Source organism: Glaciimonas sp. GNP009, assembly GCF_054343755.1.
Genome location: NZ_JBTGUV010000004.1, coordinates 3,864,226 through 3,876,753 on the forward strand (window position 1 = coordinate 3,864,226; position 12,528 = coordinate 3,876,753).

Consider the following 12,528-nt stretch of genomic DNA (forward strand, 5'->3'; position numbering starts at 1 on the left):
TTAGTTTCAACAATAGGAACGGCATGACCTCCTCAACAATCGCTTCTTTGCATGATCCTGCCAAATCACTGACTTCTGCGCCAGCGTTGTCAGCGCACGACATTTCGGTTTCGTATCAAGATCACGCAGTGTTCAAAGGATTGAGTCTGGATATCGCCCCCGGACAAATCACTGCATTGTGCGGGCCGAACGGCTGTGGCAAGAGCACACTGCTACGCAGTCTCGCTGGCTTGCAACCGATTACAGAAGGCACGATCTCAGTCAAAGGGCGACCACTAGCATCCTATAAGCGGCGCGAACTCGCTCAGACGCTCACCATGCTGGCCCAGTTTAATCAGATTCCTGAAGGATTAACGGTCGCCGAACTTGTGGCTTACGGTCGTTATGCGTTTGGATCGATTTTTTCAGGTCCGTCCAATGCCGACCGTGCTGCCGTGATGGATGCCTTGATCGCGACCGGACTTCAGGATTATGCAGATCGTCAGGTGACTGCGCTGTCCGGCGGAGAGCGGCAGCGGGCCTGGGTCGCCATGGCGTTAGCGCAAGAGTGTGAAATATTGCTCCTTGATGAACCGACGACTTATCTCGATATTCATCATCAGATTGATGTATTGCGAGAGTTACGCCGCCTTAACCGCGAACGTGGACTGACGATTGTGTGGGTATTGCATGAGCTCAATCAAGCGGCTGCCTTTAGCGATCATATCGTCCTGATGCGCGGAGGACGCATTTTGCATCAAGGCACGCCCGATGCCATGATCGATCCAGTCTGTCTGTCGGAAACATTCGGTTTGCCGATGATGCGCCTCAACCATCCCGAAAGCGGCGAGCCAGTGTGTTTGCCGTCTTATCGTTCTACTGAAGAAACCCGTCCGATCAGTACTGCCACCGTTGCTGTTAACGCTCCCAAGGACAAACTTAAAAGCGGCCTCAAAAACCGCATCAAAGACAGCACATCAGCGTACGCGGCATGAATGTTATGACGGCCAAAACTTCTCTTTTCTCGCCTTTTCTTTTCCAGGGATCAAGGACAAACCAGCTTGCCATTGGCGGCACACTTTTCCTGATTATGTTAGCCGCGCTGCGCCTGTGGCCGGATATCAATGCGCTATCGCAATCAGATGCGACCATGCCAGATGGTCAGGTTGCGCGTCTACTCCTATACGAATTGCGATTGCCGCGTGTCTTGGCAGCACTGGTTTCAGGTGCGGCGCTTGGTTTGTCCGGTGCACTGTTTCAGGCCCTTACCCGCAATCCGTTAGCCGCACCTGATTTATTAGGCGTCACCGGCGGTGCGCAACTTGGCGTATTCGCCGCGATCATGTTGCCTGCCTTGGGCGGCGTCGCCAATGTGCCGTTATTGTTTGGCTGCGGATTATTGGCCGCGCTGTTAGCGATGGTGACAGCGGGCGGCTGGCGCGTATCTGCGTTGCAATTGATTATCGCCGGAACTGCCTGCTCGCTACTGTTTTCGGCCATCACCATGATGCTGCTGACGATATTTGAAGATGATATTGCGAGCGTTGCGTTGTGGAGTAACGGCGTGCTATATCAACCCGGTGCGGCGGGGCTCATTACTGTCATGAAATGGTTGATTGCGCCACTCTTAGTATTACCGTGGTTAATTCGTCCGTTAGAAGTCAGTGCGCTCGGCGATGACGGTGCGCGGATGCTCGGCGTACCATTGAGACCAATGCGGTTAGTGACGATGGTCACCGCAACCATGTTTGCTGCCGCAGCGGTGAGCGTGGCGGGACCAATGGGTTTTGTCGGACTGATCGCACCTAATCTTATCCGCGCCGCGGGTGTGCACAGACTCCGTGCTCTTGTGCCACTATCGGCCTTATGGGGCGGATGTATTCTGCTCGCCGCGGATAGCCTCGTACTAGCGTTGAAATTGGATGCCACCGTTTCCACCGGCGTCATGATTGCCGTTATCGGTACACCCGTTTTACTACTGCTGATTCATCGCAAGCGCATGCTGGCAGGCGCAGAAACCGAAGTGCGTGCCGCGCTGCGTGTCAATTTATCTTTTCAGACCTGTCTATTGCTCTGTGTCAGTGTGCTCATTGCGTTGGCTGCCTTTGCCGTCGCGTGCGGCGATACTTGGCTTAGTCCGCTAAGTTGGTGGGAAGCAGCAATAGGCAACGATGCGGTGGCACGGCTAATAATTGACTTGCGACTTTCACGCGTGTTGACAGCCATGTTGGCCGGTGCATTGCTAGCGGGCAGCGGGACTTTATTGCAAAGCGTCGTGCGCAACCCTCTCGCGGGGCCGGAAGTGTTAGGCATTACCCAAGGGGCGGGTTTAGCAGTGTTGTTAGCGTTAGTCGTATCGCCGTTGGTCTCGCGTCCCGCCATGTTCGGGGCTTCGTTACTAGGTGGCACAACTATCTTGCTCATCATATTGTTTCTTAACCGTCGCCATCGTCTGGCACCTTTGCCAGTCGCACTAACCGGCATAGCTTTAGGCGCGATGTGTGCCGCGCTCTCTCAATGGCTGATCGTTGAAAACAGCGTTCAGCAAGCTCGCTTTTTGGTCTGGCTGGTCGGCGGCACGTATGGTCGGAGCGCCACTGATGCGGCATCATTATTGCCATGGCTGGTGCTGACTATACCGATGATTTACTGGCTCGCGCGCCCACTCGATCTGCTGGCACTCGGCGAGCAAAGTGCCGCGGCACTCGGCGTTCCAGTGACACGTTTGCGACTGGTCGCTCTGGGACTAGCCACGCTCTTAGCATGCGCCGCCGTTGCGGTTGTAGGGCCAGTCGCATTTGTAGGTTTGATGACGCCGCATCTGGCGCGCATGCTCGGCTTTCATCCGCATCGTCGTCGGCTGCCAATTGCCATGCTTCTCGGTGCCATTTTGTTAGGACTCGCCGACATTTTGGGACGCACTATCTTGGCACCGATCGAAATACCGGCTGGCGTCATGACAGCGCTGATTGGCGCGCCGTATCTGCTTGGCATGTTAGCGTTCAGTCGCCGTAAACGCTCAGCGCGAGGTCGTCAATGAATGCCGTCGCGATAGACCATTTTGGCAATTCAATCTGCCTGGCCGCATCCGTACCAGCAGAATTCGCAGCGCAGTGTCGAAGTGTCTGGCTTGGCCGACATCCAGTCATCAAAGGAGCCAGCCTGTTAGTACCAGCTAACCGGCTGACGGAGCATGTGGCGTCATTAATCACCGCGATGCAACAGCATTACGCTGGCGACGATATCCGCGCACTATTATCGCAATGGAGTAAATATTATTTCAGTCTGATCATTCCCGCCGCTGTGGTCGCCGCCCGCGTCTTACGCCGTCCGCTCCACATGGCGTTGGAAGCAAGTACGTTAGTACTACGCAACGGCATGCCCCATACGCTGTGGTTGCCTGCCGACGCGCTTGGCGCCATTACGGATGATCCTCTTGCGCGCTATCACTCACTATGTGTAGAACACCTTGCGCCACAAATAGCCGCCATTTCAGCAGCCGCAAAAATTCCCGCTCGTGTGCTGTGGAGTAACGTTGGCAATTCATTAGAATATGCACTCTCTACGCTCGCCGTGGATGAAAGCACAGCGCACGATATCGCCTACCTATTCGAGCGTCAGGCCTTCTTCGATACCAGTCAACCCAACCCCTTATACAGGGCGATTCGTTATGTGCGAGCGGTATCGGCACAGTTGCCCAACCCAATGCGTATCAGACGCATTTGCTGTCTTCGCAACCAATTACCCGGCGAACAAATGTTGTGCTCAAGCTGTCCTTTACTAGTAAACCTCAAAGAACCGTTACTCGCGATCCAGTTGCAATTGATGAACCAAGGTGACGACGCGTGATGCAATTCTTTCAAAAAATGATGTTAGCCATTTGTTGCTTTTTGATCCTAACGGCAACACAGGCCATGGCCTCGGATGAGATCGGTATGCGTAGCGCCGTATTACCCGACCATCCAAAGCGCATAGTAGTGCTAGAATTTTTGTTCGCCGAGTCGCTCGCCGCGCTTGACCTGACACCAGTTGGCATGGTCGACCCAGATCGCTACCGTGAATGGATCGGTTACGACAATGCGCGCTTTAGCAACGTTATTGATATCGGCACACGCCAGCAACCCAGTCTGGAAGCCATCGCCAGACTTAAACCTGATCTCATCGTTGGCGTCACGTTCAGGCACGCGGCATTGTTTGATGCCTTTGAGCGAATCGCTCCCACTGTACTTTTCAACTTCAACGCAATTGACATCAAAGTAAATCAGCTCGACCACGCACTCAAGGTGTTTGACGTATTTGCAAAACTCGCTGGTCGTAGCGCGGCTGGTAAAAAAGTAGAGCAGAACTTGGAAATATCACTGGCAGCCGACCGCGCACGTCTCACTGCTGCCGGATTATCCGGCAAGCGCTTAGCCGTATTGCAAGAACTTGGTCTGCAAGACATGTACTGGGCTTACGCCACCAACAGCATGGCCGGTGGTATTGCCCAGGTATTAGGACTCTCCCTTTGGCCCAACTGGCCGACAAAAGAAGGAACAACGTTTGTATCATCTGAAGACCTTCTTAAGCAGAAAGAATTGCACGTCTTGATGATCAGCGCAACCGGTCCAGAAGTCGGATTAGCACAAAAGCTCCATTCACCAATCTGGCGCTATGTGCCAGCACGCATTGCCGGACACGTAGCGTTAGTACCACGCAATATATGGGGATTCGGCGGCCCGATGTCAGCGGCTAAATTGTCGCGTCAGTTGACGGATGCAATGCTCGCGGCGGGGCGGGGTGATGGCGCGTTGAATAGGTAAGGGCGATTTTGGTGTTTTTTCAATTTAAGGATAAATCGCTGCATTTAACTTATAAACGTCGGATACAGAATCAAATATTAGCCACTGCACCAAAAAGCTTAAAAGTACTCATCAATGCGTAATCAGGTCTGCACAAAAATCGCCTTGATGCTCTATACTCTTTTTGTCCCTGAGAAAAAAGGGAACTGGTTTGACGACTTGACATATCCAAAGAGCGTGCCGCGAAATGCGGTTTTTTTATTTGCGCTCGTCTTCGTGCGTCCTCTTTAGGCAGCGGTGACGGTTAAGCGTTTTAATTCTATCAAGACAAATACAATGCCTCACATCTTGTTTTACCAATCCTGTTTACACACCATCCACCGCATTCCTGGTTACGTCAAAGTCGAAGAAGTATCCGATGTTGCCCGGCACGCTGCCAAGGTGATGCCATCATGACCAAACCAAATATCCCCAATAACTCGCCCGGACCAACAACGCAACCGGAACCAGCGTCAATCCACCAAGCCTTTTCATGGCTGCCGCTTGAACATAGAACAGATCCACATGCGTAATTTATTGCCATGACCAATGACATCTGCCTTGGCGTACAAACCTGTATCGATCTGGCCCATTTCAGCACCATGGACCGAGGCAGCGATACAAAACCCGTGCTGGATACCGCCGACACCGACCGCTTGTTACGCATGGCTTCAATGTCATCACAAATGCTGGCGGATGTGGCAGAGAGTCGGATTGATCGACTGAAGCGTCAACCTGATCAGCAAACGGAATAACCGACCTAAAAGCCTCTAGCGTCAATGCTGGCGGACAGATTTTTGCCCCGATGTTAAATAATTAAACGCACCAAACTGGCACGACGTGCCCGCATGAATCTGGCGCATAGCGGCCATAAAACAATACTCACTCCGTACGATTTTCATGTCGATTTAGTTTTCTGGCTAGCGCATTCGCACGTCTATACCAACTCTATTTTTCAGGTTAATTTACTATTTAATTCGGTGCAATTTAGTATCAGACGACACGTAAGAAATTCCTTATTGTTCACAATCACCCCTTTTTTATTGCGCCTAATCCGATCTAGTATTGCGCACTTACACACTTTTTATCCGCCATTGCGCTGAATAAAAATCTAACAAATTCTTGAGCATTTTTCTTATACCAAACAGACAGAAGCGCCATGTCGTGTCTCGCCCGTGTTGATTTCACGTGCGCGTATCGACATCGGCGGTAGTTGTTAAGACGCAGAAAGAGGCATCGGCGCTGCAGCAATACGATCCAGTGCGTGGCGTATTTCGCGGGTTGAGTGTGGCGATTCTTAGTGCTTTCGTTAGCATGATTTTACTTAGCAATAAGGTCAGCGCGAAATTAATCAGTAAAAAAATGGTGCCAAATACACCGGGCGATACTACGAGTTTTGTTATCACTGACCGCCACGATAACCCGGATGAGGCGTCGTCAGCTTGTGTGCGCTTTGAAAAAAATATGGCGCGATCTACATAGAGCAATCTATTCTGTAATCAAAGCTACAGCAAAAACTGTGCTTATGGTTGAGTCAAAATCATTACGAGTTGATGCAGTACGTTTGGTCTTTGAGAGACGTCGAAAAAAAGCGGCGGCCTTAACTACTTTAAACTGGCGGCCTGAAGATTATGCTTTGGCCGAAGCTTATTTTGCGCAAAATCCACCCCATGGAAACAATGCCAAGCCATCACCAATTAAACCGTGAATTCATCATGAGCCATTGATAATTTTCTGATCGCGGTCTGGCGGCCCCTTCCGACCAAGGGCGGCGAACCAACGACCGTCACCGATATTTTTTACATTTATGCCGACCACAGCAATACACCCCGCGTCATCACCGACGCCAGCAATAACCAGATGGTCTGGCGCTGGGATCTTGGCGATCCGTTCGGCATCTTGCCACCAAGTGAGAATCCACGCGGACTCGGCAACTTCACCTACAACCCGCGCTTCCCCGGCCAGTTGTATGATCGGGAGACGGATCACTTTTATAATTACTATCGGGATTATGATCCGCAGTTGGGACGGTATTTGCAGAGCGACCCGATTGGGTTGGCGGGTGGGATTAATACGTGCACTTACGGATTGAATAACCCTTTAACTTACACGGATCCTACGGGGCAGAATGCCGCAACACCAATAATATTGGATTAAAACCAATAATATTGGATTAAATGCTTACGGTCGCTATGCTCTCGACGATAGTTATATTGGTCTAATACGATGTAAGCAAGAATGCCAAGAAACATTCGCGATGCAACTCATCGTGCCGAATAAGGCTATCGACAATAAATGTCTATACAGTTTCATTAATTTCCAATCTGTTTTGAGAGATTTTCCTTAGCTAGCCAGCGCGAGCGGCTTAATCGCTTGGGCGATGGCCTTTCCAGCAGATATCTCGGCAATACGAAGATCGTAGGCGCTTTGGAGGTTCAACCAGCCTTGCGCCTCGCTACCAAAATACCGTTCGAGGCGCAGGGCTGTATCAGCAGACACGCCACGTACTCCTTGGGTGATCTCGCTAAGACGCGAGTAAGGAACATGCAGAGCCAAAGCCACAGCCCGCACGCCGACACCCATAGGCTTCAGGCTCAGTGTGGGTCTTTCATCAATACGTCGTAGGGTCCACTTTCACCCCACTTAAAGGTTAGACGCCACTGGTCGTTGATCCGCGCATGCCAAGCGCCGTTGTACTCTTTCAGGTCGTTGCCTGGCGGGACTTTCATAAAATTCACTGAGGGTGCTGAATTGAGTAGGGCCAGCTTACGCTCGGCTACACTCTTTATGTTGGCAAACCGGCGACTCTTGCCCGTGGTGAACAGGGCTTCAGTGTTACTACAGTTAACAGTCAATATGGACTACTATTTTTCCATTAATCAGGTAATTAATAACACTGGAAAAATAGGATTCTGTCGCGTTAGCAGAGACAGATCAGACTGCTAGCAGACTTTGATCAACCTTTAAACTGAACGGATTTATCGCGCCAAACTATAAAATTGGTTGGTAAAAGACATTTCATCGGATATTTCCATTTTGGGCCGTCCTTTGCGTATGTTGTGCATCAGTTCAATGCGCGCTAATACGTTTTTACCTGCAGGGGTAAAGTTGATGTTAAGCATTGGTTTGTTCCCCCGTTCGATTGCACCTCTTCATCAACAATCATCCCATTTTCCAGCTTGATACAGCGATCCGCCAGGTGGAAATAGCGGTCGTCGTGGGTGATGGCGAGTACGGCTTTGCCGCGTGCTGCCAACTCTGGCAATAATTCCTGATAGAACACGGCTTTGAACATGGGGTCTTGATCTGCTGCCCATTCATCGAACAGATAAAACGGTCTGTCTTCGAGATAGGCGACAACCAGCGCTAGGCGCTTGCGTTGGCCTTGCGATAGTTCTCGTGTTGAAAAGGCGCCGTTGACGATTTTTACTTTGTGATCTAGATGGAGTTTTGCCAGCAGTGCATTGGCACGGGCGTCCAGATCGCTTGAATCACCTGGTTTTCCGTTGGCGTTGGAACTGATACCAAGCAGCGATTCAAACAAATGAAAGTCTGAGAATACCGCTGAGAAAAGTTGACGGTATTGCGGCCGATTGACGTCGTTAATGATGTGTCCGTTGACGCGTACATCGGCACCTTCTGGCGTATAAAGACCTACTAATAACTTTGCCAGGGTGGTTTTTCCACTACCATTTCCACCGACTAAAAATGTTAATTCACCGGGTTTGAAGGTCAGGTCCATGGGGCCGAACTGGAACATGCCGTCTTCTTTTTCGCGATAGTAGCGATGCGTCAGTCCTCTGATGGATAGTTGTTGGAAGTCGTCAAATGTCGTGGACGTAGTGTCGTTTTCAACGTCTTGGAGTTCCTGCAAAACGTTCTCTATACGGCCGAGCGAGACGCGGGCGGCGTTGAGTGTTGGCAGGTTGTTGAGTACACCATCCAGCGGCACCAGCATGAATAGAAATACGATCACATAACCGGCCAGAACCCTGAAATCGATGACGGCAATTTGACTTGGTAGAAAAATCACTACGCCGAGGAATACGTAGAATAGAAACAAAATCCAGCCGACTCCGACGGCATACGATACGAACGCCTTGGTACGATGCAAGCGCACTGCGTCAATCTCTGGATTCAGTGATTCGTGCATAAAACTGCGGGCGCGTTCGCGATGTAATTTTAGCTCTTTAGCACCGGCGAATAAGGCGTTGAAGTAGCCGAACAGTTTGTCTTGCGCCACGCCAGCAGCTTCTAGCGCCTTGATGGCACGGGCATCGCCGAGTCGATAGCCTAGCGAACCGATGACGACGACTGCGCTTGCCAGGAAGAATACTGGCCATGACAAATAGGCCAGATATCCAAGGCAACCGGCGACGATGGAGCCGTGCATAAGCAGATTGGGTAGGGCGAAGAAAAGCATCGACACATTGGTCGCATCTTCGGTAACGATCGATTGTGCACGCGCTGCACCCAATTTTTCGACATCGCGATAGGACGCGCTGGCGACGCGTTGGGAAATATGTTCGCGCATTTTACTCATCGTGCCTTGACTGAGTTGTGCAAACAGTACGCCACCCAGAATCCGGCTTACCAGCGTCAGCACGGCCAGCCCCGCAAATTTCCAGGCCAGCGGCGTGAGCGCCTCGGGTGTGGCTGTCAGCGCATGGTTGATGAGCGCGACCAGCGACACGCTGGAAAGTCCATTGACGACGCAGGCAATTAACGCTATAGCGAGCGGCCAGCGCGAACGATATAGGAGTGACAGTAAAAGCCGGGTTGCCGGTCGATTTTTTTGGCGCGGTGGAGTCTTCATCGTATTCGCAAAAGTGGGTGTCATTGATTAGACGATTGGGAGGCGAGAATAATTAGCCAGGACTGTCGCAAAATCGCCCCAACTGCGTTGCGCTCTCCTGGCTGGACTAACGTACTGTCGTCGGCGCGCCTTGTTGAGAAGGTTTTGCGTAAATCTTATTAGCGTCTTTTTTTTTCGGGTGAAGGTCATGCTTAAAAAGTGCTGACCCCATTCGTCATCCCATTACAACCGCGAGGTTTGACGGTTATTGACGAATGAAATGACGAGAAGAAAAGACGGTAAGAAATGAGAAATGCGACAGGCGTTGAGCGCCATCTTCCGTATTGGCAAGCAAAATTAGGGGATGCCGACGCGCAATTAGTATTGCCTTATGACCGGCCGCGGCGTTTTCCGCGTTCGCATCAGGTTGTGCGCCATCCTTTTACGCTGACCGATCTGTTAACTAGTCGGTTGCGTCATTGCCAGCGAGATGGGCGACACAGCCTGGAAGGTACATTTTTATCCGCATTTGCTGCGCTGCTGCATCGATATAGCGGCGAGTCGGCGTTGCGGGTGGCGGTGTCGGGCGCGGAAGATGCATATTTATCATTAATTCAGCCACTCGGACGGCAGCCGGTATCATCATTATTGGCCGATGTTGACGCAGCATTAAACGATGCGCGGGCGCATCCGTTGCCATTATCGTTGCTCGCTTTACAGCAAAAAAAATGCTTTGCAGATGGGTTGGATGGTGATGAAGACTTGTGTCGGGTCGCTGCTTTTCACCATCCTTTCGGCGAGGAAATGTGGTATTCGAACAACGCGCCACAACTTGAGGGTGCGCCTTTTTTTGACCTAACTTTGACAACCGAGGAAAGTGCAGATGGCGTGTTAAGCGGTGCGTTCGTGTACGCGGCAGAGTTGTTTTTGCCGTCAACGATTACCCGATTGACCGGCCATTATCTGGCGTTGTTGGAGCAAGTTGCCCAAAATCCGAGTATTACCCTTAATCAATTGGCATTGTTAGGCGATGCAGAACAAGCGCAAATTACGTGCTGGAATGCGGCAGCAGATCAAACAGTTGAAAAACTATTTGTGCCCATCCATACGGCGTTGACTGCGCAAGCCGAGATGTACGGAGACCGCATTGCCCTATGCCATGGCGTAACGACTGTGAGTTGCGATGAATTGAATGTTCGCTCAAATAGGCTGGCGCATCGTCTGATCGCCAGCGGGGTAAAAGCCGAGGTACGGGTCGGTGTCAGCATCGAACGTTCTGCCGAGATGATCATCGCGTTGCTGGCGATTCTCAAAGCCGGTGGCGCGTTTGTGCCGCTTGATCCGCGTTATCCGGCTGCACGTTTGTCCTACATGCTCAGTGATGCTGGTGTGCAACATCTGGTGATGCAGCGCGGATTATCGACGAGCGCAATCACGCCCGACTCGATGACCACCTTGTACGTGGAGGACGTGCAAAATGAGGATTCCACGGAATATGATCATCCGCCCGCCGTGGTCATTCATCCGTCGCAAAGCGCCTATTTAATTTATACCTCCGGTTCGACCGGTCAGCCGAAAGGGGTCACGGTCGAACACGGACCGCTGGCACGGCATTGTCAGGCCATCGGTGAACGTTATCAGATGAGTGTCGAAGATCGGGTCTTGCATTTTGCCTCGATCAACTTTGATCTGGCGCATGAGTACTGGTTGATGCCGTTACTGTTTGGCGCACGCCTGGTGATTACCGACAACGTGTTATGGAGTCCGGCTGAGACCTGCGCACAACTGGCGCATCACGGCGTGACCGTGGCTGCGTTTCCACCGAGTTATCTGGTGCAACTGGCCGAAGCGGCGCAAGCACGTCAGGATAAGCTGGCTTTGCGGGTACTTGCCTTTGGCGGTGAAGCGCTCTCGCGTGAACACTTCGAACTGGTGCGCACCGTGTTTGCCCCCGCGACCCTGATCAATGGCTACGGTCCGACCGAAACCGTGATTTCGCCGATGCTCTGGATCACGCAACCGGATACCGATCCTGCCGAATGGCAACATAACGCCTATCTACCGATAGGCACGCCGGTCGGTGCACGCTCGGCGTATGTGCTGGATGCCGCGCTCAATGCGCTGCCGGTCGGTGTCGCAGGCGAACTCTATCTGGGCGGCGCGGAACTGGCGCGTGGGTATCACGCGCGCGCAGGGATGACCGCCGAGCGGTTTATCCCTGATCCATTCTGCGCTGGCGGTCGACTGTATCGTACCGGCGACCGCGCCCGTTGGCGCAGCGACGGCAGTGTGGATTATTTGGGGCGATTGGATCATCAGGTTAAATTGCGTGGTGTGCGCATCGAACCGGGCGAAATTGAGGCGCAATTGCTAGCATGTTTGGGTGTGCGGGAAGCGGCGGTATTGGTCCACGGCGACGGGGGCGATGGGCAACTGGTGGCTTATCTGGTGGCGGAAGAAAGCGGTGCACCATTGGATCGGACGTTACTGAAATCTCAGCTTCAGCAACGTTTGCCGGATTACATGGTACCGGCCCAATTCATGCTGCTGGACCGCTTGCCGGTGACGGCCAACGGCAAGCTGGATCGTCGCGCGTTACCTGCGCCAACGTGGAAAGGTCGCGCTTATCGTGCGCCGGAAAGCGTTGTTGAGATCAGTCTGGGCGCGATCTGGGCCGAGGTATTAAAACTGGATCGCGTCGGCCTTGATGATCATTTCTTTGAACTGGGCGGGCATTCATTGTTGGCGACTCAAGCGACTGCGCTCATACGCCAACGACTGTTAATTGATATGTCGTTAGCTGATTTTTTTGAACATCCTACCCTTACGCAGTGCGCCGCACATCTGTCCCGACATGTTGGCGCGGCGCGATTGACTGAAGCGGACGATTTGTCCGATATGGACGCGTTGTTGCAAGCCTTGGAGAACTAATTT

The 12,528-nt window shown here is 52.1% G+C and carries 13 protein-coding genes; 9 read left to right on the forward strand and 4 right to left on the reverse strand.

Annotation, left to right across the window (positions count from 1 at the left end; genetic code table 11):
• Positions 1–23: 23 nt before the first annotated feature.
• Genes ACXX82_RS18025 through ACXX82_RS18040 form a run of 4 tightly spaced genes read left to right on the forward strand, consistent with a single transcriptional unit; the run spans position 24 to position 4,781 of the window.
• Positions 24–974 carry an ABC transporter ATP-binding protein gene (locus ACXX82_RS18025; protein WP_322237059.1) on the forward strand — a complete coding sequence of 317 codons (951 nt, stop codon included), beginning with the start codon at positions 24–26 and terminating at the stop codon, positions 972–974.
• Positions 975–979: 5 nt separating this feature from the next.
• A complete protein-coding gene (locus ACXX82_RS18030; RefSeq protein WP_458563411.1) occupies positions 980–3,019 on the forward strand; it encodes an iron ABC transporter permease in 2,040 nt (679 codons plus the stop codon).
• Entirely contained in the window at positions 3,016–3,828 is an 813-nt protein-coding gene (gene fhuF, locus ACXX82_RS18035; RefSeq protein WP_458563412.1) for a siderophore-iron reductase FhuF, read from the forward strand. The genes ACXX82_RS18030 and fhuF overlap by 4 nt, the downstream gene beginning before the upstream one ends.
• Positions 3,828–4,781 carry an ABC transporter substrate-binding protein gene (locus ACXX82_RS18040; RefSeq protein WP_458563413.1) on the forward strand — a complete coding sequence of 318 codons (954 nt, stop codon included), beginning with the start codon at positions 3,828–3,830 and terminating at the stop codon, positions 4,779–4,781. Before fhuF ends, ACXX82_RS18040 begins: the two co-directional genes overlap by 1 nt.
• 376 nt (positions 4,782–5,157) lie before the next feature.
• Here ACXX82_RS18040 and ACXX82_RS18045 read toward each other — a convergent pair whose 3' ends face one another.
• Positions 5,158–5,343: a hypothetical protein gene (locus tag ACXX82_RS18045; RefSeq protein WP_458563414.1), complete on the reverse strand. Its 186-nt coding sequence runs from the start codon at positions 5,341–5,343 to the stop codon at positions 5,158–5,160.
• Between ACXX82_RS18045 and ACXX82_RS18050 the strand changes: the two genes are divergently transcribed.
• The 4 genes from ACXX82_RS18050 (at position 5,342) to ACXX82_RS18070 (ending at position 6,956) form a co-directional block, all read left to right on the forward strand.
• Positions 5,342–5,554, forward strand: coding sequence for a hypothetical protein (locus ACXX82_RS18050; RefSeq protein WP_458563415.1), 213 nt, complete (start codon positions 5,342–5,344; stop codon positions 5,552–5,554). The two genes, ACXX82_RS18045 and ACXX82_RS18050, sit on opposite strands and share 2 nt — an antisense overlap.
• 433 nt (positions 5,555–5,987) lie before the next feature.
• The gene (locus tag ACXX82_RS18055) at positions 5,988–6,281 is read left to right on the forward strand and encodes a hypothetical protein (protein WP_322237067.1); all 294 of its coding nucleotides are present in this window, start codon (positions 5,988–5,990) and stop codon (positions 6,279–6,281) included.
• A 43-nt stretch (positions 6,282–6,324) separates the two neighbouring features.
• On the forward strand, positions 6,325–6,507 hold the full coding sequence (locus tag ACXX82_RS18060; RefSeq protein ID WP_458563416.1) for a hypothetical protein: 183 nt from the start codon (positions 6,325–6,327) through the stop codon (positions 6,505–6,507).
• 128 nt (positions 6,508–6,635) lie between these two features.
• Complete coding sequence (locus ACXX82_RS18070; protein WP_503421165.1) at positions 6,636–6,956, forward strand: RHS repeat-associated core domain-containing protein; 321 nt, start codon at positions 6,636–6,638, stop codon at positions 6,954–6,956.
• Between the two features lie 186 nt (positions 6,957–7,142).
• On the opposite strand, the gene ACXX82_RS18075 is transcribed toward ACXX82_RS18070, so the two are convergent.
• The 3 genes from ACXX82_RS18075 to ACXX82_RS18085 all read right to left on the reverse strand — a co-directional run bounded on the left by ACXX82_RS18075 (position 7,143) and on the right by ACXX82_RS18085 (position 9,615).
• Complete coding sequence (locus ACXX82_RS18075; RefSeq protein ID WP_458563417.1) at positions 7,143–7,382, reverse strand: HigA family addiction module antitoxin; 240 nt, start codon at positions 7,380–7,382, stop codon at positions 7,143–7,145.
• An 11-nt stretch (positions 7,383–7,393) separates the two neighbouring features.
• Complete coding sequence (locus ACXX82_RS18080; protein WP_322237072.1) at positions 7,394–7,654, reverse strand: type II toxin-antitoxin system RelE/ParE family toxin; 261 nt, start codon at positions 7,652–7,654, stop codon at positions 7,394–7,396.
• A gap of 224 nt (positions 7,655–7,878) precedes the next feature.
• On the reverse strand, positions 7,879–9,615 hold the full coding sequence (locus ACXX82_RS18085) for a cyclic peptide export ABC transporter (RefSeq protein WP_458563418.1): 1,737 nt from the start codon (positions 9,613–9,615) through the stop codon (positions 7,879–7,881).
• 285 nt (positions 9,616–9,900) lie between these two features.
• Here ACXX82_RS18085 and ACXX82_RS18090 point away from each other — a divergent pair, with 285 nt between their 5' ends.
• Positions 9,901–12,525 (forward strand): non-ribosomal peptide synthetase, encoded by a 2,625-nt coding sequence (locus ACXX82_RS18090; RefSeq protein ID WP_458563419.1) that lies wholly within the window; start codon positions 9,901–9,903, stop codon positions 12,523–12,525.
• Positions 12,526–12,528 lie beyond the last annotated feature (3 nt).

Excerpts from the sequence above, each read along its gene's own strand:
- ACXX82_RS18025 (WP_322237059.1), top strand. The coding sequence starts at position 24 with ATGACCTCCTCAACAATCGCTTCTTTGCATGATCCTGCCAAATCACTG.
- ACXX82_RS18030 (WP_458563411.1), top strand. The coding sequence starts at position 980 with ATGACGGCCAAAACTTCTCTTTTCTCGCCTTTTCTTTTCCAGGGATCA.
- fhuF (WP_458563412.1), top strand. The coding sequence starts at position 3,016 with ATGAATGCCGTCGCGATAGACCATTTTGGCAATTCAATCTGCCTGGCC.
- ACXX82_RS18040 (WP_458563413.1), top strand. The coding sequence starts at position 3,828 with ATGCAATTCTTTCAAAAAATGATGTTAGCCATTTGTTGCTTTTTGATC.
- ACXX82_RS18050 (WP_458563415.1), top strand. The coding sequence starts at position 5,342 with ATGACCAATGACATCTGCCTTGGCGTACAAACCTGTATCGATCTGGCC.
- ACXX82_RS18045 (WP_458563414.1), bottom strand. The coding sequence starts at position 5,343 with ATGGCAATAAATTACGCATGTGGATCTGTTCTATGTTCAAGCGGCAGC.
- ACXX82_RS18060 (WP_458563416.1), top strand. The coding sequence starts at position 6,325 with ATGGTTGAGTCAAAATCATTACGAGTTGATGCAGTACGTTTGGTCTTT.
- ACXX82_RS18075 (WP_458563417.1), bottom strand. The coding sequence starts at position 7,382 with ATGGGTGTCGGCGTGCGGGCTGTGGCTTTGGCTCTGCATGTTCCTTAC.
- ACXX82_RS18085 (WP_458563418.1), bottom strand. The coding sequence starts at position 9,615 with ATGAAGACTCCACCGCGCCAAAAAAATCGACCGGCAACCCGGCTTTTA.
- ACXX82_RS18090 (WP_458563419.1), top strand. The coding sequence starts at position 9,901 with ATGAGAAATGCGACAGGCGTTGAGCGCCATCTTCCGTATTGGCAAGCA.